Here is a 19,549-nt window from a genome sequence, read left to right on the forward strand (position 1 = left end):
TTAACGATGAACGCCTAGCATCGCCAGCGACATGCCGCATACCGCCCTTCGCCAACCTTCCTTATGGATCGCACCGGTCGTGACCGGCTGCGTTTATTTCGTCGTGGCGTCGCTGGCCCTGATGCTGTCCCGATTCGAGGGCGGATTGGCGTTTATCTGGTGCGCCAATGCTTTTCTGATGGCGCAGTTGCTGACTTCGCGGGTCGCGCATTGGCCTCGTGCCGTCATCGCCTGCGGGGTCGCCAGCGCGGCGGCGACCGCCTGGGTAGGCATGGGACCGGCGGCGGCCGTGCCCATGGCGGCGATCAATATCGCCGAATCGCTGATCGTGGCGGTCATGTGTCGCTGGTTCGTCATCGACCGGCTGGTGATCGGCGCCATCCGGCCGCTGATCGTCTTCGTCGTCTCGCTGTGCGGCGTGGCCAATATCGTCGCTGGTCTGGCCGCGGCGCTGGTCGCCTCGGCCCTGACGTCGGTGTCCTTCTGGCCCTCCTTCGTGCAATGGTATACCGGCCATGTGCTGGGAGGGCTGACCTGCGCGCCGATCCTGATCATGGCGTTTCAGGGCGAATTCCGGCGGTGGATGGATGAGGCATCGTCCCGCGCCAAGCTGGAAGCGGTGCTACTGCTCGGCCTGTTCGCGCTTACGACCGTGCATGTTTTTTTCTGGGCGCGTTATCCCTTGCTGTTCGCGCCGCTCCTGCCGCTGATGCTGATCGCGTTCCGCGTCGGTCATATGGGATCGGCGGCGGCGGTCATCCTGCTGGCGGCGATCGGCGGTGGCGCCACGATGGCCGGGATCGGCCCGCTGACCTGGGTCGTCGGGTCGCCCGGCGAGCGCATTCAGTTCTTCCAATTCTATCTCGCGCTCAGCTTCCTGCTGTGTATGCCCGTCGCGGTAGAGCTGGCGGCGCGCAAGCGGCTGTTCCAGATGTTGCAGCAGAGCGAGGCGCGCTATCGCGCGATGGCCGAATATAGCGGCGACGTGGTGCTCAACATCAGCATCGATGGCGTCATCCAATATGCATCGCTCTCCGCCGCCGAGCAGATTGGTTGCGCGCCCGAATTGCTGTTGGGACAGGCCGCCGCCAACCTGGTCGATCCGCAGGATCGGGCCGTGGTGATCGCCACCCATCGGCGCGCGCTGGAGCAGCCGGGTACGGCGCAGAAGGTCGAATTCCGGCCATTGGTGACGACCGACGGGCTGGAATGGTGCGAAATGGTGAGCCGCGCCATGATCGACGAGCGCGGCCTGCCAAGTGGCGTCGTCAGCATGATCCGCGACATGTCGCGGCACAAGGCGCGCCAACGCGCGCTGCAACAGGTCGCGGCGCGCGATTCGCTGACCGGGGCGGATAGCCGCCGGGCGTTTCTGGACAAGCTGGATCACGAGATCGTGCGCGCCGCCTCCGGCGCCCGTTCGTCTTTGCTGCTGATCGACATCGACCATTTCAAATCGGTCAACGACCGCTACGGCCATGGCGCGGGCGACCGGGTGCTGAGCGCCTTCGTCGAACGGCTGCGGCCCGGCCTGCGGGCGGGCGACAGCATCGGCCGGTTGGGCGGCGAGGAATTCGCCATCCTGCTGCTCGACAGCGACATCGACCGCTCCAGCATGATGTGCGAACGGCTGCGCGCCATCTTGGACGAGCCGATCGCCGTTGGCGCGTCGCTGGCGATCAGCGTGACATTCAGCGCCGGGCTGGTCGCGCTCGATGGCGCGTCGGACCGTTCGACGCTGCTGGAGGCGGCGGACAAGGCGCTCTATCGCGCCAAGCATAGCGGCCGCAACTGCCTGCGTCTGGCGGCCTGATCGGCCGCGCGATCCCGCGGAAAAATTACAATGTTATGTTGTAACTTACGGTCGGCTGGCCTATGTAATCGCGACCATGAAGTTGACCTTGCGCCATGCCCTGTTGAGCGGCCGGATCGATCGCATCGCGATCGCGCTGTCGGGGCTGTGCGTCGCCCATTGCTTCGCCACGGCGGTGATATTGGGCCTGCTGGCATCGGCGGGGGGCATGTTCGACAGCCCCATATTCCACGAAGCCGGGCTGGTGCTGGCGATCCTGCTGGGCGCGGTGGCGCTGGGCCATGGCGCGCTGGTCCATGGCTATATGATGCCCGCGGCGATCGGATCGCTGGGGCTGGGGGTGATGGCCGGCGCGCTCACCATGGACCATGGGTTGCAGGAAGGCGTCTATACGCTGATCGGCGTCGGCATCCTGGCGCTGGGCCACGACCTCAACCATCGCGCCGGCCGTTAGAATCGGCTGCAATATGTGAGGTCAGGGAGTCTGAATGGCTCCCTTTTTTCGTTCAGCGGCTTTTGTGTCGATCCGATGCTCGCCCTTCACCCAGCGCACGGTGCCGGTGCTGGCGCGCATCACCACGCTCTCGGTGGTCAGCTTGCCGCCGGGCAGGCGCTTGACTCCGTCGAGCAGCGAGCCGTCGGTCACGCCGGTCGCGGCGAAGATGCAGTCGCCCTTCGCCAGTTCATTGAGGTCATAGATTTTTTCGAGATCGGTGATGCCCCATTTGCGGGCGCGCCCTTTCTCATCCTCGTTGCGGAACAGCAGCTTGCCCTTGAACTGGCCGCCGACACAGCGCAGCGCGGCGCAGGCGAGCACCCCTTCTGGCGCGCCGCCCGATCCCATATAGATGTCGATCGTGGTTTCCGGGTCGGTGGTGGCGATGACCCCGGCGACGTCGCCGTCGGGGATCAGCATGATGCCGCAACCGATAGCGCGCAGTTCGCCGATCAGCTTTTCGTGGCGGGGCCGGTCCAGCACGCAGACGATGATTTCGTGCGGATCGACGCCCTTGGCGCGGGCGACCGATTCGACATTCTCCCGCACCGACTGTTTGAGGTCGATCGTGCCGTCGGGATAGCCGGGGCCGATCGCCAGCTTTTCCATATAGACGTCGGGCGCGTTGAGCAGGCCGCCTTCTTCCGAAATGGCCAGCACGGCCAGGGCGTTCGGACCGGCCTTGGCGGTGATAGTGGTCCCTTCGAGCGGATCGAGCGCGATGTCGATCCGCGGCCCGGTGCCGATGGCGTTGCCGACCTTCTCGCCGATATAAAGCATAGGCGCTTCGTCCCGCTCGCCTTCGCCGATGACGACGGTGCCGTCCATATAAAGGTCGTTGAAGGCGAGGCGCATCGCTTCCACGGCGGCGGCGTCGGCCGCTTTTTCGTCGCCGCGGCCGATCAGCTTCGATGCGGCGATCGCGGCCGCTTCGGTGACGCGGACCATTTCGAGCACCAGGACGCGATCCAGAGTCGAGCTTGCCTGCACCATCATTTTCCTCTGCCTTTTTTATCGATCGATCCGATAGGCGTCTCGTCGGTTCTTGTCGAGCGAGGAGGCCGGAGCCATGATCCATGGCGCAACGATTGGCCGCGACATGATGCGGCCATGATTGGCTGATTTTCTGGCATCATGACGCGGTTCCTCCTTTTCGCCCCGCTGGCGATGGCATCGTCTGCTCATGCGCAGGATACAGGCGAGGATGCGCTGATGGCCGCCTACCGGGCCAAGACGCAGGCAGTCCGTCCGTGCGACCGCAGCGGTGATGCGATCGTGGTGTGCGGCACGCGGGCGGAGCGCAATGCGCGCGAGCGGCTGCCTTTACCCCGTGCCAGCGATGGCGGCGCCGCGCCGTTGCGGGGAGAAGCGCCGCGCGCCTCGGCCGTCGCCGTACGACAGGGCAGTTGCGGCGTGGTCGGCGGACAGGGCGCCGGCTGCACTGGCGGCTTGCCGGTGTTCCAGATGATCGGCGCGCTGGCCAGGGGCGTGCAGGCGATCGTCGATCCCGATGCCGACCTGTCGCCACCGCCGCCCGAACGCATCCAGGGCGCCGGGCGGCATTAGGCATATCAGTCGAGAATATGCATGACCATGGGCGTGTCGAGCAGGCTGTCGGACCCCGCCAGTCGCTCCAGCGTCTCGTGCACGCAGCGCTCTTCGCCGGCATGGGTGACGATGGCGACCAGAACGCCATCGTCCTGATTGGCGCCACGCTGGATCATGCTTTCGATCGATACGCCCGCGTCGCGGGTGGCGGCGGCGATCTCGGCCAGCACGCCTGGGCGATCCTGCACCTTGAAGCGCAGATAGCTGCGACCGATTCGCGCGCCGGCGTCTGCGCTGTTCTGCGGCGTCAGGGCGGCGACCGGCATGGCGAAGGCGTCGCCATATTCGTCGCGGGCGACGTCGATCAGGTCGGCGACCACGGCGGAAGCGGTCGGACCATCGCCCGCGCCCCGGCCCTGGAAGAACAGGCGGCCGACGAAATTGCCTTCCGCCACCACGGCGTTCAGCGATCCATCGACATGGGCGAGCGGATGATCGAGCGGCACCAGCATCGGGTGGACGCGCTGGAACAGGCCTCCCCCTGGTCTACGGGTGTCCCCATTCTGCGCCATGCCGACCAGGCGGATGCGGAAGCCCAGCGCAGCGGCTTCGGCGATGTCGGCGGCGATGACGTGGCGTATGCCGGTGGTCGCGACCGCGTTGAAATCCAGTTCGGTGCCGAAGGCGAGGCTGGCGAGGATGGTCAGCTTGTGCGCGGCATCGACGCCGTCGATGTCGAAGCTCGGATCGGCCTCGGCATAGCCCAGATCCTGCGCTTCCTTCAGCACCTCGTCGAACCCCCGGCCTTCCTTCTCCATCGTGGTCAGGATATAATTGCAGGTGCCGTTGAGGATGCCGTATACGCGGCTGATCTCATTGGCGGCGGCACCTTCGCGCATCCCCTTGATGACAGGGATGCCGCCGGCGACTGCGGCCTCATATTTCAGCGCGGTGCCGCCCGTCTCGGCGAGCCGGGCGAGGTCCAGGCCATGATGCGCCAGCATCGCCTTGTTGGCGGTGACGAAGGGCTTGCCCAAGGTCAGGCACTGGCGCGCCAGGGTGAGGGCGGGGCCATCCGCGCCGCCGATCAGTTCCACGACGACATCGACATCGTCGCGCGTGGCGAGCGTCGTCATGTCGTCCACCCATTCATAGGGCGACAGATCGACGCCACGATCCTTGTTCCGGTCGCGCGCGGAGATGGCGACGATCTGAATCGGGCAGCCGGCGCGGCGCGCAATCAGGTCGCCATTGGTGTTGAGCAGCCGAATCACCCCTCCGCCCACCGTGCCGAGGCCGACAAGCGCGACGCGCAGCGGGGCATGGCGGTGCAGATTGGTCATGGCGGCGTATCTTCCTTTTTGCGGCTGATGAACGCCGCGCTGATAGCCGCCCGCGCGAAACTGTCCAAGGAAAAGCGCGGCGTCGCTCGCGCCTTCCCCGAATCACGACGTGGCGCGCGTCCGCCCGCAGGGGCCAAGCGCGGCGATCACCACGCCATAGTCCGCGCGTGCGGCCTCGGCGTCCTGAACCGACAGGCTGCGGACAGCGCGAGGAGGCAGGGTGGCGGGCAATGTGCAGGCCAGCCGATACCAGAGCAGGGTGCCCGGTTCCGGCGCGCGGGCGGCTTCATCCATAATCTCGCCCAGGGCCACCGCCCAGTGCGGGGCCTGGCCCGGACGACGCAGAATCGACAGGGATACCGGATCGCCATTTTCGGTGCGCAGGAAAATCTGCGTCTCGCCTTCGCCCGCGACCGTGCCGGCGACATGGAAGGCGTCGCCCAGGCCCAGAATCCGCGGCGGCGTATGGGGCGCGACCAGCGCCGACAGCACCGCCTTGACCCGGTCGACTTCGGCGGGGGTGGCGGGAATTTGGGCATCGGGCGCGATCAACTGGATTTCGCCGGGGCGCCCGCCTGGACGGGCGAAGAGGATGACCTGCGCCTTTTTGAGCTTGGCGATCTTGCCCCGCGCGTCGAGCGGGGCGTCGTAGAGATAGGTTACAAGCGGCGCGATCCCCGCTTCACCACGAATCAGCCCCGTCACATCGGCCTCGACATACAGCCTTTTATGGCCCGCCGGGACCGATCCGGCCTGTTCTGACTTGAGTGCGATGATGTTGCGAATACGCACATTGGCCACTAGCGGCGCTCTGTCCGCCAGGTCCACAATGTCGGCATAGGACAGGCCGGAGCGGGCGGTGGGTGATTGCGTTACCATCTTCCCGCTTTGAGCAAAGGCGGGAAAAACCGCGGGAGATGCGGCGGAAATGAGGCAGAGCAATCCCAAATGGCGCAGGCGGATGGCGGATTTCATCGTCAGCTTCGTCCTATGTTTTTGGCCAGTGGCAAGGATGTCACAGGCAAGTCATTCCGATATGAAATGGTAACCGCAAATGAACAAATCGATAAAGCGTTTGCGTGCCACGATGCGTCGCGATAGGAGTTTGCGCGGTAGCAAATGAACGGGCAGGGGCCAAAGGCGATTGGGGTAGCTCGGTCGGCTTGGGTCGTTTTTGGCTGATTTTGTATAAACCACTGGTAAGATGAGTTAAGGAGTGTCGTTGCCGAATGGCCTATGCTGACCACTCGCAAGGATCGAGTCGGACTGTCTCGATCGTCATCGTCGCCCTGATTCACGCTGTTCTTGGCTATGCCTTCGTCACCGGTCTTGGCATGAAATATGTCAAAAAGGCGGCAGAACAGCTGAACGTGATCGACGTGAAGGAGGAACCGCCACCACCGGACGAGGAGCCGCCACCGCCGCCGCCAGACCAGCCGGTCGAGCCGCCGCCGGTCGTGGCCCCGCCGCCGATTGTGCAGACCCCAGCGCCTGCGCCGCCGATTCAGACCGTTCGGACGCCCCCGCCGGTGTTCAATCCGGTTCCGGTCGCTGCGCCGCCGCCGCCGCCGGCTGCACCGCCGCCGCCGCCTCAGGCTGCAACGCGCGCTTCGCCGCGTAGCTCGCCGGGCGGTTGGCTCAGCGATGCCGACTATCCGAGCCGCGCCCAGCGCGAAGAACGCTCTGGAACGGCCGGTTTCCGGCTGGAAATCGGCGCTGATGGTCGGGTGACCAACTGCACCATCACTCAGTCGACCGGCCATGCCGATCTCGACGAGGCGACCTGCCGTCTGCTGCCGAGGCGTGCGCGCTTCAAGCCGGCGAAGGGTTCTGATGGCGCGGAGATGCCCGATACCTACAACGGGCGTATCACCTGGCGTCTGCCGGAATAATCCTGATCGGGCAGGCGCGCGCTCGGCGCCGCCTCGCCCTAGCTTGATCTCATTGAGAGGGAAGTCTTGAACATGTTGATGTATCTCGCAGCTGCGGCTCCCAAGCCGGAAAACCCCTATGGCCTTATGGAAGCTCTGGAACAGGGCGGCACGATCGCCTGGACCGTGTTCCTCATCCTGTGCGCCATGTCGGTCGGTACTTTCTACGTCCTCTTCACCAAGCTGATCGAACAGCAGAAGGTGATCAATCAGGGCAAGAAGGTCCGTGCGACCTTCTGGCGCGCCGGTTCGCTCAAGGAAGCCTCGGCCAAGCTCGAAAAGAACTCGGCCTACAAGCAGATCGTCGACGACGGCATCAAGGCCCAGGAAGAGCACAGCAAGCTGAAGGATCCGGTCGAAGCGCATGACTGGCTGCACGGCTCGCTGGCTCGTTCGGAAGCCGCGATCAACTCGTCGCTCGGTGGCGGCCTCGCCTTCCTCGCGACGGTCGGTTCGACCTCGCCGTTCATCGGTCTGTTCGGTACCGTTATCGGCATCTACCGCGCCCTCATCAAGATCGGCGCTGCCGGTCAGGCTTCGATCGACGCCGTCGCCGGCCCGGTCGGTGAAGCGCTGATCATGACCGCCCTGGGTCTGGCCGTCGCCGTTCCCGCGGTGCTCGCATACAACTTCCTGCAGCGTCGCAACAAGTCGATCGCCGAACAGCTCAACGGTTTCACCGTCGATCTGCTCGCCTATCTGGTTTCGGACGGCGCCGTGAAGCCGACCGTCGGTCCGGCCCCGGCTGCTCCGGTCGCCAAGCCGGCTGTTGCGCCGACCAAGGCCTGATTGCCTTAATATTCCGGTTCGGGGACCGGGTGGCGGCTGCGACCGCCCGGTTTCCCACCGGACGTGGGCCCCGCTCGACGGGGCGCCATCGACACCAAGGTTAGGATAGTATCAATGGCAATGAGTGTTGGCCCCGGCGGCGGTGACGACAAGCCCTTGTCCGACATCAACACGACGCCGCTCGTCGACGTCATGCTGGTGTTGCTCATCATCTTTCTCATCGCGGTCCCGGTCGTCGTCCAGACGGTCGATCTCCAGCTTCCCAAGGTGGCTTTCGAGCCGACCACGACGAAGCCGGAAAATGTGTCGCTTTCCGTCACCCAGGCTTCCGATGGCAAATGCGCGGTGTTCTGGGGCATGGCGCCTGTCAGTTCCAGCGAACTGCTGGATCGTGCGGTCGCCAAGCTGGAAGCGGACATCAAGAAGGTGGGCGGCGTTGAGAATATGACGCCGGAGGATCTGCCCGAAGTGCACATCCGCGGCGACATCAATACCCCCTATCGTTGCATTGGCGGAACCATCTATACGATGCAGCGCGCTGGTTTCCCCAAGGTGGGCTTCATCTCCGAGCCGGAACCCGGTTCGACGACGCAGCGCCTCTGACCAGCTGATTAAGGAGATTTCGCTATGGCCATGAGCATGGGTTCCGATGAAGGCGAACCGATGATGGAAATGAACACGACGCCGTTGATCGACGTCATGCTCGTTCTCCTCATCATGTTCATCATCACCATCCCGATCCAGACCCACGCGGTGAAGATCGACCTGCCGCAGAACGCGCCGCCGACGGACAGCGTGATCGACCCGGTCAAGAACAAGGTTGCGATCGACCCCGCCGGGATCATTACCTGGAATGGATCGCCGATCGACCTGCTGACTCTGCGTCAGTACCTCCAGCAGTCGCTGCGTTTGCCCGTCGAGCCGGAACTCCAGTTCCAGCCCAACGCGCAGACCCGCTATGTGACGGTTGATGAAGTATTGGCCGAGATCAAGCGCGCCGGCGTGACGAAGCTGGGCTTCGTCGGCAACGAGCAATATGGCAATTTCTGACCGCTGACTTCCGGCAACGGCCATCCGCGCAAGACTTCCCGGTTTTGCGGATCGGCCACGCCGGACCAGGCATCAGATGATTGCCGCTATTCAAGGGTCGCCTTCGGGCGGCCCTTTTTTGTGTGTCGTCCATGCCGGGCGAATGCCGGCGAGCGAAGGCAAAAAAAGGGCGCGAACGGCTCTGCGCCATGCTTGGAAAGGGCATGATAGGGCCAAGCACAAACCCATGGCGGGACGTAGCTTCTGGACATGCAATTGCTCCGGCGACTTTTGCGGCAGTCACGACAGGCCGGCTTAACCTTTTGCTTACTTCGATCGTCGATGGTGGGTCAGAGGTGGCGCGGTATCGATCATGAGTGCGGAACGGAAATCAGAATATGACCGCAAGGACCGTGCGGCGGAGCGTCGCCACGTCCAGATCGCGGTCAAGGTCCGGCGACCGGGTGAAACCTGGTTCACCAGCCGGATCACCGACGTATCCACCACCGGATTTCGTCTGCAGAGCTTCATGAAGCTGACGGTCGGTAGCGACCTCTGGGTCATGCTGCCGGGTTTCGAGGGGCGGCGCGCCCGCGTGTTATGGACTCGTGGTCCCGAATCGGGCTGCACCTTCGAACGGCCGCTTCACCCCGCGATCCTCGACCATATCGTGCGCTTGAACGCGGCCGCCGGCTCCTACTGACGCGGCGGGCAGGACATCGCTAGGGCATTTAGAGCGACGGCGGTTCAGACGGTCGGAGCATCCTGGAACTGGAGACTCGCCAAGCGGGCGTAAAGGCCATCCTGCGCCACCAAGGCGGCGTGATCGCCCTGTTCGACGATGCGGCCCTCATCCATCACAAGAATGCGATCGGCGGCGCGCACAGTGGCCAGTCGATGAGCGATGACGATGGTCGTGCGCGCCTGCATCAGCCGACCGAGCGCATCCTGCACCAGCCGTTCGGATTCGGCGTCGAGCGCAGAGGTCGCCTCGTCCAGCAGCAGGATCGGCGCATCGCGCAGCAGGGCGCGCGCGATCGACAGGCGCTGGCGCTGGCCGCCCGACAGGCGTGCGCCGCCTTCGCCCATCTGGCTGTCCAGCCCCTGTGGCAGCGCGCGGAGAAAGGCTTCGGCATTGGCGGCGCGGGCGGCCTCCCAAATTTGCTCGTCGGTCGCGTCCCAGCGGCCGTAGCGCAGATTGTCGCGGGCCGATGCGGCGAAGATCACGCTGTCTTGCGGCACGATCGCCATCATGGCGCGCAATGCGGCGGGATCGGCATCAGGCAGGGCGACGCCGTTCAGCCGAATCGCGCCGGAACCTGGATCGTAGAAGCGTAGCGCGAGTTGGATAAGGGTCGACTTGCCCGCGCCAGAAGGGCCGACGACCGCGATCGTCTCGCCCGGCGCGACGGCGAAGGAGACGCCATGCAGCGCCGCCTGATCGGGGCGCGTCGGATAGTGGAAATGCACATCCTCGAAACGCAGATGCGCGCCCTGCAAACCGCTGGGCAGCGGGGCCGGGTGGGCTGGAGGCAGGATGTCCGGCGCGGCCGTCATCAACTCATGCAGGCGACTGGCCGCGCCCGCGCCACGCAACAGGTCGCCCCAGCTTTCGGACAGCGATCCGAACGCGCCGGCGACCAGGCCGCCGGTCAGGACGAAAGCGGCGATGCTGCCGCCGGACAGCTTACCGGCTGCGACATCAAGCGCTCCCTGCCACATGACGGCGGTGATCGATCCAAAGACGAGCCCGATCACCACCGCGGTCATGAGCGCGCGCAGGCCGATCCGCCGTCGCGCGGTGGCGAAGCCGCTTTCCACGGTCGCATCGAAGCGAGCAGCCTCGCGCCCCTCTTGGCCGAAGGCCTGCACGATCTTCATCGCGCCCAGCACTTCGCTGGTGACGCTGCCGATGTCGGCCAGCCGATCCTGGCTGGCGCGCGACAGGCCGCGGACCCGGCGGCCCAGCCCAATCAGCACGAGCAGGATGACGGGGATGCCTAGCAGCAGCATCGCCGCGAGCTTGGGCGCGAGCGCGAAGAGGTAGATCAGCCCACCCATCCCGGTGACGAGGTTGCGCAGCGCGACCGAGACTGTCGATCCGACCACCTGCTCGACGATCGCGGTGTCCGCGGTCATGCGGGACGCGATTTCGGACGGGCGGTTTTCCTCGAAGAAACGTGGCGCCTGGCGCAGCAGATTGGCCTGGGTGGCGCTGCGAATGTCGGCGACGACACGCTCGCCCAGCCAGGACACGAAATAGAAGCGCAGCGCGCTGGCGATCGCCAGGATGATGACGATCAGCAGCAGATATTCAAACCAGCGGCTGATGTCGCCGCCGCCCATGAAGCCCTTGTCGATCACCAGCCGGAAGCCGCTGGGGATGCCCAGCGTTGCGGCCGACGACACGATCAGCGCCAGCACCGCGCCGGCGATGCGCCCCGGATAGCGACGGGCGAAACCCCATAGCATCGACAGGCTGCCAAGGGCGGGGCGCGCATCGGCGCGGGCGGCGGGTTGCAGGGCATCCTCCATGGATGCGGCGCTTAGAGGGATTTCATGGGATAGGAAATATCCGACCGCCCCGAAATCGCTTCAGGTCCAGAAAATCGCGGCGTTGAGCACGGAGCAATGCGTCGCCTGGGGCCAGTCCGTCCCACCCGCTTCGACAGCCTGTCAGCTATCGCCCGCCATTTCCCCCGCCAATTGCAGCACACGGCGAGTGTCGGCCTTGCCGGTCAGGGCATAGGCCATCGCGCCGGCTTCCCAATAAGCGACGACCTCGCCCTGCTGCCGGGCGATCAGCGGCGTGCCCTCCGCCGGGGTTTCCGCGCGGTCGGCGAAGAAGGAGAGCGCCTCGCCCTGTGGCGTCAGCATCGACATGGCGATGGCCGGACTGTCGGGGGTCGGGAAGAGCTGGACATCGGTCACGCGCCAGCCTGCGGGCAAAACGGGCAGCACGATGCCGGTGGACTGTTCGATCTCCCGCGCGTCGAACGTCGCGCTTTCGACTTGGGAGGCCATGGCCTGGCGCAACAGGCCGGCGCGGCGGGAGGCGGCGGCTTCGTCGAGGAAACTGCTCGCCTGCGCTGTCTGCGGAAATTCGCCCAGTGCGCCGCGCGCTATCCAGCCGGTGGCGAGCAAAGCGGCGATGGCGGCGGCGCGCCCGACATGGCGCCAGCTGCGGCCGGCGTCATTGTCATTGGCGACCGGCAGGCGGGTATCGCGGCGGCGGCCGACCAGCGTCCCCTTGGTCCCGTCCTTGACCAGGCGAAAATCGATATGCGGCCAGCGCTGCCGCCAGCGCCGCGCCACCAGTCGTTCGCCGGGACGGGCGGCATCGTCCAGCAGGACCACGCCGTCGGGGGACAGGCGCGCGAAGAGACTATCGGCCGCGCCGCGGACCAGCGGGTGGACGCTCCAGGGCGGCCCGTCGATGATGATGAGATCGATCTGGTCGGGCAGCGCATCGATCGCATACCAGCGGCCCGGCCAGTCGGCGCTGTCATGGGTCAGCGGGGCGTGGCGGATATCGACGTCGAGCGCATGGTCGGCCAGCCATTGCCGGGTCGCATCGACAAAGCCGCCATGCTGGTCGAAACTGTGCAGCCGGCCGCCGCCATGCAATTGCAACGCGCGGGCGGCGATGAGCGAGGAGGCGCCCGCGCCCAGTTCCACCACATGGGCGGGGCGCGTCCTTGCGATTTCACGCACGATATGGCGCAGGAACCCGACATCGGCCTTCCAACTGCCCAGATGCGGCAGGGCGTCGTGCGGCAGGCGCAATTCGTCGAGCAGGGCGCGCTTGTCCGCCGGGCGACCACCCGACAGGCTGGCGAGCAGCCAGGGCCAGCCGATCGCGCCGAAACCAATGCGCCAGGCCATGTCCGACAGGCGGCGCGGCAGGTCGCTGTCGGCATGGCCCGCTTCGGTCAGGGGGAGAAGGCCGGTGAGGTCACGGGATGTCACTGTAAAAACATGCTCCTTATGGAATCGCCGGACTATGCCGCTCATCCTGTTTCGCGCATATGACAGCGTCACAGATCGTCAATGGATGACGCAGGGAAGGCCGATGACCCGTATAATTTCCGCGACAGTCGAACGGTGGCCGGTGGCGGGCGCCTTCGTCATCAGCCGCGGGGCCAAGACCCATGTCGATGTCATCGTGTGCACCGTGAGCGACGGCGTGCACGAAGGGCGGGGCGAAGGGACGGCCATCTATTATGAGGGCGAGAGCGCGGAGGGCTGCGTCGCGGCGCTTCAGGCCTATGCCGGGCCGCTGGAGCGGACGGCGTTGCTGACCCATATGCCGCGCGGCGCGGCGCGCAACGCGCTGGACTGTGCGCTGTGGGATCTGGAGGCGAAGCAGGCCGGAGTTCCGGTGTGGCAACTGGCCAGTCTTGACGCGCCCGCGCCCCTGCCCAGCGCCTTCACCATCAGTCTGGGCGAACCGGCGAAGATGGAGGCGGATGCCGGGGCGGCGGCGGCGCGGGGCTTTGCGCTGCTGAAATGCAAGCTGACCGGCGAAGGCGACCAGGCGCGCATCGCAGCGGTGCGCGCAGGCGCGCCGGACGCCCGGCTGATCGTCGACGCCAATGAAAGCTGGCACGCCATGGACATTGCGGCGGAAGCGGCGGCGCTGGCCATGCTGGGGGTTGAAATGGTCGAACAGCCGGTGATCCATGGGCAGGAAGCGCGGTTGGCGGGGGTGCGCGCGCCATTGCCGCTGTGCGCCGACGAAAGTTGCCATACGCGCGCCGATCTCGACCGGCTGGGCGATTTCGACGCGGTCAATATCAAGCTGGACAAGGCGGGCGGGCTGACCGAGGCGCTGGCGCTGGCGAAGGACGCGCGGGCGCGCGGTTTTCGCATCATGGTCGGCTGTATGCTCGGCACCTCGCTGGGCATCGCGCCGGCTGCGCTGGTGGCGCAGGGGGCGGACTGGATCGACCTGGACGGCGCGCTGCTGCTGGCGAAGGACCGGGACGGTGGATGGGCGCTGCGTGAGGGGCTTTTGCAGCCGGGTATGTTGTGGGGCGGCGGTCAGTAGCCGAGCGTCAGGCCGACCGCATAATATCGGGGACCGACATTGGCCTTGGCCCGCAGCTTGGGGATGATCGGCATCGCCAGCGTCGCATAGGGGCGGATATGATCGCCGCTGAAGCGCGCACCCGCGCCGATCGTGGCGGACAGCGGGATGGTATAGGCGGCCTCGACACGGCCATAAAGTTTCGTGTCGCCATCGCGTAGGTAGACGCCGGCGCCCGGCGTCAGGCTGAACCCGGCCATATTCAGCGCGTAGCCCGCGCCGATTTCCGTCCCCCAATGACCATCGGCGCGGCCATAGTTGATTTCCGCGCCCAACCCTTCGGCCTGGACCGTTGCGGGAATGGTGGCGGACAGGATGGCGGCGAGCGCCGAGGCGGCAAGGGGGAGGCGCGATATCGTCATCGCGCCCCGCTAGGCGCGGAGGGGCGCCGCCACAAGCCGGCGCGGGACGAACCGACTCGTCCGCGCGTCGGCCCGCCTTCATCCTTCCAGATCGACCCGCTTGACCGGCTGCACTTCGGCATACGGCATGATCATCCGCCCATCCGGCGCCGATGTGAAAGTGGTTTGCGTGGGATAGGCGAATTCGATCCCGCGATCGTTGAATTGCCGCAGGATGGCCAGGCCAACCTTGTGCCGCACGATGTAGATCGCGTCCCAGTCCGGCAGATAGACGTCGAACTCCACCTCGAAATCCAGGCTCGACGCGCCAAATCCAATAAAACCGGACCGGACGAAATTGCCGCCCAGATCGGTGATGATCGCCTTCAATATGTCGGGTATCTGTTCGGCGACGTCGGGCGCCGTCTGATATATGACGCCGATGGCGAATTTGATCCGTCGATGGTCCAGCGTGAAATAGCTGGTGATTTCCTTTTGCAGCAGATTGGCGTTCGAAATGACCTTCTTTTCGCCGGTGACTGCGCGCAGGCGGGTGGATTTCAGCCCGATTTTTTCCACTGTGGCCGTCGTAGCGTCATAGTTGATCGTCTCGCCCCGGCGGAATGGCTTGTCGAAGATGATCGAGAGCGCGGCGAACAGGTCGGAGAAGATGCCCTGCGCGGCCAGGCCTATGGCGATGCCGCCAATGCCCAGACCCGCGACCAGCCCCGTGACGTTGACGCCCAGATTGTCGAGCACGACGATGGTGGCGATCGCGAACAGGGCGAAGCTGACCAGCACGCGAATCAGGCCCATGGCGTTGGCCAGCGTCTCGCCGCCGCCATCCTGCGCCAGCGTTTTGCGCTCGATCAGGCCCAGGATGATCTCCCGCGCCCAGAGCGCGACCTGCAACACGGTGGCGATGGTGAAGAGGAAAGCGACGGTCTTCGTCAGCGAAGCCGGCGCGTCGGCATAGCCCACGACCAGACGGGCGGCGACCAGCACCATGAAATAATGGGTGGTGCGCGCCGCCGCGCGGCCCAGCACATTGGCATAGCCCAGCGGATCGCCGCGCGTTCCCCGGTTGCGCTTGCCAAATTCGCGCAGCGCGGTGAGCGCCAGATAGATCAGCACGGCCGCGCCGAGCGCGATCAGGATCTGGACATAATGGACCTGGAACCAGGTGATGGTGGAATCCCACATTTCGCGTAGATTGGGGGCCTGCACGTCGATGGCGGGGAGGGCGGGGTCTTTTTTGTCGGCCATGCTGTTCCGTCTGAATGAGAGCGAGTTCCAATCAGATGGAATCATCTGATGACTGGCAAATCGCGTAAAACATAAGGGGCGGATCAGGCCGCCGCTGCGAGCGGCTCGCAATCCGCGATCCCGTCGAGAAACGCAATCAGGCCGCGCTCCCCGCGCGACAGATAGCGCGTCCGGCGCGGCAAGCGAAGCCCTTCGCGCCACGCATCCTGCCCATCCTTGCACAAAGCCAGCAAAGCAGGGTGGACATAGGATTTGCGGCTGATCGCGGGAGTATTGCCCAGCGCCCGCGACACCGGTTCGAGTAGGTCCTTAAGCGAGACATGGCCGGCCGCCAATGTTTCGAACGCGATGGTGGACGCCCCCCAGGTGCGGAAATGCTTGGCGGTGAAGGGGCCGTCCATGGCCTGCGCGATATAGGCGTTGACGTCGTTCGAGGTGATCGGCCGGGCGTCGCCATCCTCATCCAGATATTGGAAGAGATGCTGGCCGGGCAGATCCTGCACCTGCCGCACGAAGCGCAGCAGACGAGTGTCGGTGACGGTGAGTTGCTGTTGCTTGCCCGACTTGGCGCGGTAGCGCAGCGTCAACGACTTGCCGGACAGGTCGACATGGCGGCGGCGCAGCGTGGTGGCGCCGAAACTCTTGTTGGTGGTGGCATAATGTTCGTTGCCCACGCGCAGCTTGGCCAAGTCGAGCAGGCGGATCACGGCGGCCAGCGTGCGGTCCTTGCGCAGGCCGCGGCGCAACAGGTCGGCCTCCAGCCGTTCGCGCAATTTGGGCAGGGCGCGGCCGAAATCGGGGCAGCCGGCATATTTCTGCGCCTCCCGCGCGGCGCGGAAGTCGGGGTGATAGCGATATTGTTTGCGACCGCGATCATCATAACCGATCGCCTGGATATGGCCCCAGGGCGAGGGGCAGTACCAGCAGTCGACATAGGCCGGCGGCAGCGCGATCGCGTTCAGCCGGTCGATTTCATCGCGGTCGGCGATGCGCGTGCCGTGGGCGTCATAATAGGCCCATCCGTGCTTGAGCGCGCGTCGCGTAATGCCGGGAATGGAGTCGTCCGCATGGACGATGGAGGTGTTGGCCATCTTATCCTTCTCATGGCCGAAAACCCGCCGTTCGTCGCTTCGTTCCGCAACTTCCCCAGCGGACGGCCGTTGAGGCTGCTTCCCCATAGAGGAGACGATCATGCTCGCCCTTGAAGAAAGCCGAATCCTGATCATCGCCACCGACGGCTTCGAACAGTCCGAACTGTTCGATCCGCGTCAGGCCCTGATCGACGCCGGGGCGCAGGTCGTGCTCGCGTCGCCCGATACGAAGCCCATTCAGGGCATGAAGCATGACGAGAAGGGCGACAGGATCACGCCCGATATCATGCTGGAGGCGGTGAAGATCGCCGAATATGACGGCCTGATCCTGCCGGGCGGGGTGGCCAATCCCGATACGTTGCGAATGGACGAGAAAGCGGTGGCACTCATTCGCGCCTTTGCCGAAACGGGCAAGCCCTTGGCGGCGATCTGTCACGCGCCATGGCTGCTGGTGGAGGCCGATGTCGTGCGCGGCAAGACCGTAACATCCTGGCCGTCGGTGCGCACGGACCTCGCCAATGCCGGCGCGCAGGTGGTCGATCAGCCAGTCGTGATCGACGGGAACATCATCACCAGCCGCAAGCCGGACGATATCCCCGCGTTCGTCGCCGCGTTCAAGAAAGCGGTCGGCGAATCGCAGACGGTCGCAGCCTGAGCGGCGGGGCGCCCAGGCGCCAGGGCGTGACCGGGCGGCGGAGCAGCGACAGATAGGCCAGCGTCCACGCCGCGCAGACGGTCAGCGTCGGCGCGGCGAAAGCCAGGATGCCGGGGAAGATGACGGCTGTGGCGACAGCGGCGGCGCTGCCGCCCAGCACGGCCGCCAGGGCGCGCGGCTCCCCATCGGGGCCGCGCAGCCAGACTATGGCGGCGGTGACGCCTGTCAGGAAGCCTAGTATGAAATGCAGCGTGGCCGGGCCGGGCAGGCCAAGCGCGGCGACCAGCAGCATGAGGATCGCCGCCGCTGGCGCCAGCGGAACCCGGCCCAGCAGCCGCGTTGTCAGCGGATAGGCCAGCAATTCGCAGGTCAGCGCGGCGAGTAGAATAGCGATAGCCAGGTCGGCATGACCGGCGATCAGGGCGATCACCGCGGCGGCGCCCCAGCGGATGAGGCGGGTCGGGGCCATGCGGATATGGCTGATCCACTCCCGCGCGCCGGGACGCGGGATGATGCGACGATCGGCGAGGCGTAGCTGGAAGCCGCCGACAAGCAGCAGCGCATCGATGCCCCAGGGCAGCAAGTCCGGCACCTGCCATGAACAGGCGAGCAACAGGCCGAGCAGCAGGCCGTGGGCCAGACCCAAAAGGCGCAATTCTCCGATCATGCCGGGACGCTCCGTCCCGCACCGAGCGTCGCGGCAAGATCGTCGCGCGCCGCCGCCTTGCGCAGCCGCGTCAGATAGGTGTCGAGGCCGATCTGAAGCGCGAGCATCATGAAGATGAAGGGTTGATAGGCGATGCCCACGAACAGCGATCCGATCATGTAGACGACATGGCCCTGTTGCAGGGCCGAGGCGAAGGGCGAGATCCAGGCCTCGTCCGGGCCATCTCTCTTGCGATACAGGCGGCGGATCATCTCGGTGCGGATGAAGCAAATGCCGTGGATCAGCGCCCAGATGAAGAAGCCGAAATAGCCCTGTTCGCCCAGCATCTCGAAATAGGCGCTGTGATAGGCGCGGCCCTTGTCGGTGACGATGCGCCGCTCGATCCGTGCGCCGCCGCTGTCGACGACGGTGCTCTGGGCGAAATAGGTGAAGCTGTTCTGGAGATAATTGTCGAAGCCGCCGCCGCCTGGATGCTGCTTCACATAGTCGAGCGTCCACATCCACACCGCGACTCGGGTGGCGGCGCTTTCGTCGCCCTGGTGATTCTCGATCGTCTCCATCCGCTGGGTGAAGCTGGCGGGCAGGAAGGGGATGGACGCCAGCGCGGCCACGGCCAGCAGAGGGCCATAGACGAACTTCTTCTTCGACCGCACCAGCATCATGCCGAAGAGGATGACGAGGCAGACGAGGCCCGTGCGCGCCTCCGTGCCGATCGGCATCAACATGCAGGCGAGGCACAGGGCGTAGCAGAAGGTCTTCACGCGCCAGTCCGGCGGGAAGATGGTGCCATGGTTGGACAGCCAGAGGATGAGCGGCATCAGCGAGATGGCGACGCAACTGATGATGCTGCCTTCATAGAGGCCGCTGTTATTTTCGACCATCAGGTTGAGCACGCCATAGCCGCCGCCCGACAGCGCGGTCTTCATGCCGCCATTGATGATGATGGTGCTGGCGCAAAGAATCATGAAGAGGGTCAGCGCCTCGATCCGCAGCCGGGTGCGCAGGACGAGCGGCAGGAAGATGCCCGCGATGATCGCCTTCCACACCCAATTCCATTTGGTGAGCGCTTCGGCCGGGAAATCCGCGGTCATGGTGGTATAGCCGCAATAGGCCACCAGCACGAGCATCAGCCCCTGCCGCACCGAGAATCGGCAATCCTTCTTGTCGTCCATGACCAGCCAGGCCCCGACCATGGCGGCAAAGGCCATGGCGGAGATGGGGATGGTGTTGAGCAGGAAATAGGACAGGCGCTGGGGCGAGACGATGTCGATATAGGCATAGACCGCGACCAGCAGGAACGGCCGTTTCAGGCCCATCAGGCCGAAGATGCCGAGAAAGGCGATGAAGAAGAGGTCACGCATCGGTATGCGGTTCCGGCGCCGAAGGAAGCTGCGCGGGCGGGTCGCGATCCAGATCGGCGCGCGGCAACAGCCGCCAGGCGGCGAGCAGGATCACGCCATGGCTGATCAGCAGGGACAGGGCGTCGATCAT

Annotated in this window: 21 protein-coding genes; 10 read left to right on the plus strand and 11 right to left on the minus strand. The window is 65.4% G+C overall.

Annotated features, from left to right (window positions below):
• The first annotated feature begins 31 nt into the window (after nt 1-31).
• Nucleotides 32-1,813 (plus strand): sensor domain-containing diguanylate cyclase, encoded by a 1,782-nt coding sequence (locus tag sphantq_RS11840; RefSeq protein WP_066599680.1) that lies wholly within the window; start codon nt 32-34, stop codon nt 1,811-1,813.
• Nucleotides 1,814-1,889: 76 nt separating this feature from the next.
• The gene (locus tag sphantq_RS11845) at nt 1,890-2,267 is read left to right on the plus strand and encodes a MerC domain-containing protein (protein ID WP_129925704.1); all 378 of its coding nucleotides are present in this window, start codon (nt 1,890-1,892) and stop codon (nt 2,265-2,267) included.
• A gap of 21 nt (nt 2,268-2,288) precedes the next feature.
• Here sphantq_RS11845 and glpX read toward each other — a convergent pair whose 3' ends face one another.
• On the minus strand, nt 2,289-3,302 hold the full coding sequence (gene glpX / locus sphantq_RS11850; protein WP_129925731.1) for a class II fructose-bisphosphatase: 1,014 nt from the start codon (nt 3,300-3,302) through the stop codon (nt 2,289-2,291).
• A 141-nt stretch (nt 3,303-3,443) separates the two neighbouring features.
• On the opposite strand from glpX, the gene sphantq_RS11855 reads away from it, so the two are divergent.
• Complete coding sequence (locus tag sphantq_RS11855; protein ID WP_242495937.1) at nt 3,444-3,875, plus strand: hypothetical protein; 432 nt, start codon at nt 3,444-3,446, stop codon at nt 3,873-3,875.
• A 5-nt stretch (nt 3,876-3,880) separates the two neighbouring features.
• Here the strand turns inward: sphantq_RS11855 and sphantq_RS11860 are convergent, their stop codons facing one another.
• Nucleotides 3,881-5,200, minus strand: coding sequence for a homoserine dehydrogenase (locus sphantq_RS11860; protein ID WP_272798580.1), 1,320 nt, complete (start codon nt 5,198-5,200; stop codon nt 3,881-3,883).
• Between the two features lie 102 nt (nt 5,201-5,302).
• Nucleotides 5,303-6,175: a hypothetical protein gene (locus sphantq_RS11865; protein ID WP_207212351.1), complete on the minus strand. Its 873-nt coding sequence runs from the start codon at nt 6,173-6,175 to the stop codon at nt 5,303-5,305.
• 254 nt (nt 6,176-6,429) lie between these two features.
• Between sphantq_RS11865 and sphantq_RS11870 the strand changes: the two genes are divergently transcribed.
• The 5 genes from sphantq_RS11870 (at nt 6,430) to sphantq_RS11890 (ending at nt 9,652) form a co-directional block, all read left to right on the plus strand.
• Nucleotides 6,430-7,092 (plus strand): energy transducer TonB, encoded by a 663-nt coding sequence (locus sphantq_RS11870; RefSeq protein WP_066599698.1) that lies wholly within the window; start codon nt 6,430-6,432, stop codon nt 7,090-7,092.
• Between the two features lie 72 nt (nt 7,093-7,164).
• On the plus strand, nt 7,165-7,920 hold the full coding sequence (locus sphantq_RS11875; RefSeq protein WP_201785468.1) for a MotA/TolQ/ExbB proton channel family protein: 756 nt from the start codon (nt 7,165-7,167) through the stop codon (nt 7,918-7,920).
• Nucleotides 7,921-8,034: 114 nt separating this feature from the next.
• Nucleotides 8,035-8,523 carry an ExbD/TolR family protein gene (locus tag sphantq_RS11880; RefSeq protein WP_066599702.1) on the plus strand — a complete coding sequence of 163 codons (489 nt, stop codon included), beginning with the start codon at nt 8,035-8,037 and terminating at the stop codon, nt 8,521-8,523.
• A 24-nt stretch (nt 8,524-8,547) separates the two neighbouring features.
• The gene (locus sphantq_RS11885) at nt 8,548-8,970 is read left to right on the plus strand and encodes an ExbD/TolR family protein (RefSeq protein ID WP_066599709.1); all 423 of its coding nucleotides are present in this window, start codon (nt 8,548-8,550) and stop codon (nt 8,968-8,970) included.
• 352 nt (nt 8,971-9,322) lie between these two features.
• Nucleotides 9,323-9,652: a PilZ domain-containing protein gene (locus tag sphantq_RS11890; RefSeq protein ID WP_066599711.1), complete on the plus strand. Its 330-nt coding sequence runs from the start codon at nt 9,323-9,325 to the stop codon at nt 9,650-9,652.
• Between the two features lie 44 nt (nt 9,653-9,696).
• Here the strand turns inward: sphantq_RS11890 and sphantq_RS11895 are convergent, their stop codons facing one another.
• Both sphantq_RS11895 and sphantq_RS11900 read right to left on the minus strand, forming a co-directional pair.
• Nucleotides 9,697-11,484, minus strand: a complete 1,788-nt coding sequence (locus sphantq_RS11895; protein ID WP_129925707.1) for an ABC transporter transmembrane domain-containing protein — start codon at nt 11,482-11,484, stop codon at nt 9,697-9,699.
• A gap of 141 nt (nt 11,485-11,625) precedes the next feature.
• Nucleotides 11,626-12,918, minus strand: coding sequence for a class I SAM-dependent methyltransferase (locus sphantq_RS11900; protein WP_066599715.1), 1,293 nt, complete (start codon nt 12,916-12,918; stop codon nt 11,626-11,628).
• 103 nt (nt 12,919-13,021) lie between these two features.
• Here sphantq_RS11900 and dgcA point away from each other — a divergent pair, with 103 nt between their 5' ends.
• Nucleotides 13,022-13,999: an N-acetyl-D-Glu racemase DgcA gene (gene dgcA, locus sphantq_RS11905; RefSeq protein WP_066604840.1), complete on the plus strand. Its 978-nt coding sequence runs from the start codon at nt 13,022-13,024 to the stop codon at nt 13,997-13,999.
• Here the strand turns inward: dgcA and sphantq_RS11910 are convergent.
• The 3 genes from sphantq_RS11910 to sphantq_RS11920 form a co-directional block, all read right to left on the minus strand.
• Nucleotides 13,993-14,400, minus strand: coding sequence for a hypothetical protein (locus sphantq_RS11910; protein WP_272798581.1), 408 nt, complete (start codon nt 14,398-14,400; stop codon nt 13,993-13,995). The genes dgcA and sphantq_RS11910 overlap by 7 nt on opposite strands.
• Before the next feature lie 78 nt (nt 14,401-14,478).
• Nucleotides 14,479-15,645: a mechanosensitive ion channel family protein gene (locus tag sphantq_RS11915; RefSeq protein WP_129925709.1), complete on the minus strand. Its 1,167-nt coding sequence runs from the start codon at nt 15,643-15,645 to the stop codon at nt 14,479-14,481.
• A gap of 83 nt (nt 15,646-15,728) precedes the next feature.
• The gene (locus tag sphantq_RS11920; protein ID WP_066604843.1) at nt 15,729-16,736 is read right to left on the minus strand and encodes a DNA topoisomerase IB; all 1,008 of its coding nucleotides are present in this window, start codon (nt 16,734-16,736) and stop codon (nt 15,729-15,731) included.
• 100 nt (nt 16,737-16,836) lie between these two features.
• On the opposite strand from sphantq_RS11920, the gene sphantq_RS11925 reads away from it, so the two are divergent.
• Complete coding sequence (locus sphantq_RS11925) at nt 16,837-17,391, plus strand: type 1 glutamine amidotransferase domain-containing protein (RefSeq protein ID WP_272798582.1); 555 nt, start codon at nt 16,837-16,839, stop codon at nt 17,389-17,391.
• Here sphantq_RS11925 and sphantq_RS11930 read toward each other — a convergent pair.
• Genes sphantq_RS11930 through sphantq_RS11940 form a run of 3 tightly spaced genes read right to left on the minus strand, consistent with a single transcriptional unit; the run spans nt 17,351 to nt 19,549 of the window.
• The gene (locus sphantq_RS11930) at nt 17,351-18,058 is read right to left on the minus strand and encodes a hypothetical protein (protein WP_129925712.1); all 708 of its coding nucleotides are present in this window, start codon (nt 18,056-18,058) and stop codon (nt 17,351-17,353) included. The two genes, sphantq_RS11925 and sphantq_RS11930, sit on opposite strands and share 41 nt — an antisense overlap.
• Nucleotides 18,055-19,419, minus strand: coding sequence for a putative O-glycosylation ligase, exosortase A system-associated (locus sphantq_RS11935; protein WP_066599731.1), 1,365 nt, complete (start codon nt 19,417-19,419; stop codon nt 18,055-18,057). The genes sphantq_RS11930 and sphantq_RS11935 overlap by 4 nt, the downstream gene beginning before the upstream one ends.
• The gene (locus tag sphantq_RS11940) at nt 19,412-19,549 is read right to left on the minus strand and encodes a hypothetical protein (RefSeq protein WP_165363561.1); all 138 of its coding nucleotides are present in this window, start codon (nt 19,547-19,549) and stop codon (nt 19,412-19,414) included. The genes sphantq_RS11935 and sphantq_RS11940 overlap by 8 nt, the downstream gene beginning before the upstream one ends.

The organism is Sphingobium sp. AntQ-1 (assembly GCF_028538045.1).
Lineage (GTDB): Bacteria > Pseudomonadota > Alphaproteobacteria > Sphingomonadales > Sphingomonadaceae > Sphingobium > Sphingobium cupriresistens.

Excerpts from the sequence above, each read along its gene's own strand:
- sphantq_RS11840 (WP_066599680.1), top strand. The coding sequence starts at position 32 with ATGCCGCATACCGCCCTTCGCCAACCTTCCTTATGGATCGCACCGGTC.
- sphantq_RS11845 (WP_129925704.1), top strand. The coding sequence starts at position 1,890 with ATGAAGTTGACCTTGCGCCATGCCCTGTTGAGCGGCCGGATCGATCGC.
- glpX (WP_129925731.1), bottom strand. The coding sequence starts at position 3,302 with ATGGTGCAGGCAAGCTCGACTCTGGATCGCGTCCTGGTGCTCGAAATG.
- sphantq_RS11855 (WP_242495937.1), top strand. The coding sequence starts at position 3,444 with ATGACGCGGTTCCTCCTTTTCGCCCCGCTGGCGATGGCATCGTCTGCT.
- sphantq_RS11860 (WP_272798580.1), bottom strand. The coding sequence starts at position 5,200 with ATGACCAATCTGCACCGCCATGCCCCGCTGCGCGTCGCGCTTGTCGGC.
- sphantq_RS11865 (WP_207212351.1), bottom strand. The coding sequence starts at position 6,175 with ATGAAATCCGCCATCCGCCTGCGCCATTTGGGATTGCTCTGCCTCATT.
- sphantq_RS11870 (WP_066599698.1), top strand. The coding sequence starts at position 6,430 with ATGGCCTATGCTGACCACTCGCAAGGATCGAGTCGGACTGTCTCGATC.
- sphantq_RS11875 (WP_201785468.1), top strand. The coding sequence starts at position 7,165 with ATGTTGATGTATCTCGCAGCTGCGGCTCCCAAGCCGGAAAACCCCTAT.
- sphantq_RS11880 (WP_066599702.1), top strand. The coding sequence starts at position 8,035 with ATGGCAATGAGTGTTGGCCCCGGCGGCGGTGACGACAAGCCCTTGTCC.
- sphantq_RS11885 (WP_066599709.1), top strand. The coding sequence starts at position 8,548 with ATGGCCATGAGCATGGGTTCCGATGAAGGCGAACCGATGATGGAAATG.
- sphantq_RS11890 (WP_066599711.1), top strand. The coding sequence starts at position 9,323 with ATGAGTGCGGAACGGAAATCAGAATATGACCGCAAGGACCGTGCGGCG.
- sphantq_RS11895 (WP_129925707.1), bottom strand. The coding sequence starts at position 11,484 with ATGGAGGATGCCCTGCAACCCGCCGCCCGCGCCGATGCGCGCCCCGCC.
- dgcA (WP_066604840.1), top strand. The coding sequence starts at position 13,022 with ATGACCCGTATAATTTCCGCGACAGTCGAACGGTGGCCGGTGGCGGGC.
- sphantq_RS11910 (WP_272798581.1), bottom strand. The coding sequence starts at position 14,400 with ATGACGATATCGCGCCTCCCCCTTGCCGCCTCGGCGCTCGCCGCCATC.
- sphantq_RS11915 (WP_129925709.1), bottom strand. The coding sequence starts at position 15,645 with ATGGCCGACAAAAAAGACCCCGCCCTCCCCGCCATCGACGTGCAGGCC.
- sphantq_RS11920 (WP_066604843.1), bottom strand. The coding sequence starts at position 16,736 with ATGGCCAACACCTCCATCGTCCATGCGGACGACTCCATTCCCGGCATT.
- sphantq_RS11925 (WP_272798582.1), top strand. The coding sequence starts at position 16,837 with ATGCTCGCCCTTGAAGAAAGCCGAATCCTGATCATCGCCACCGACGGC.
- sphantq_RS11930 (WP_129925712.1), bottom strand. The coding sequence starts at position 18,058 with ATGATCGGAGAATTGCGCCTTTTGGGTCTGGCCCACGGCCTGCTGCTC.
- sphantq_RS11935 (WP_066599731.1), bottom strand. The coding sequence starts at position 19,419 with ATGCGTGACCTCTTCTTCATCGCCTTTCTCGGCATCTTCGGCCTGATG.
- sphantq_RS11940 (WP_165363561.1), bottom strand. The coding sequence starts at position 19,549 with ATGATCGACGCCCTGTCCCTGCTGATCAGCCATGGCGTGATCCTGCTC.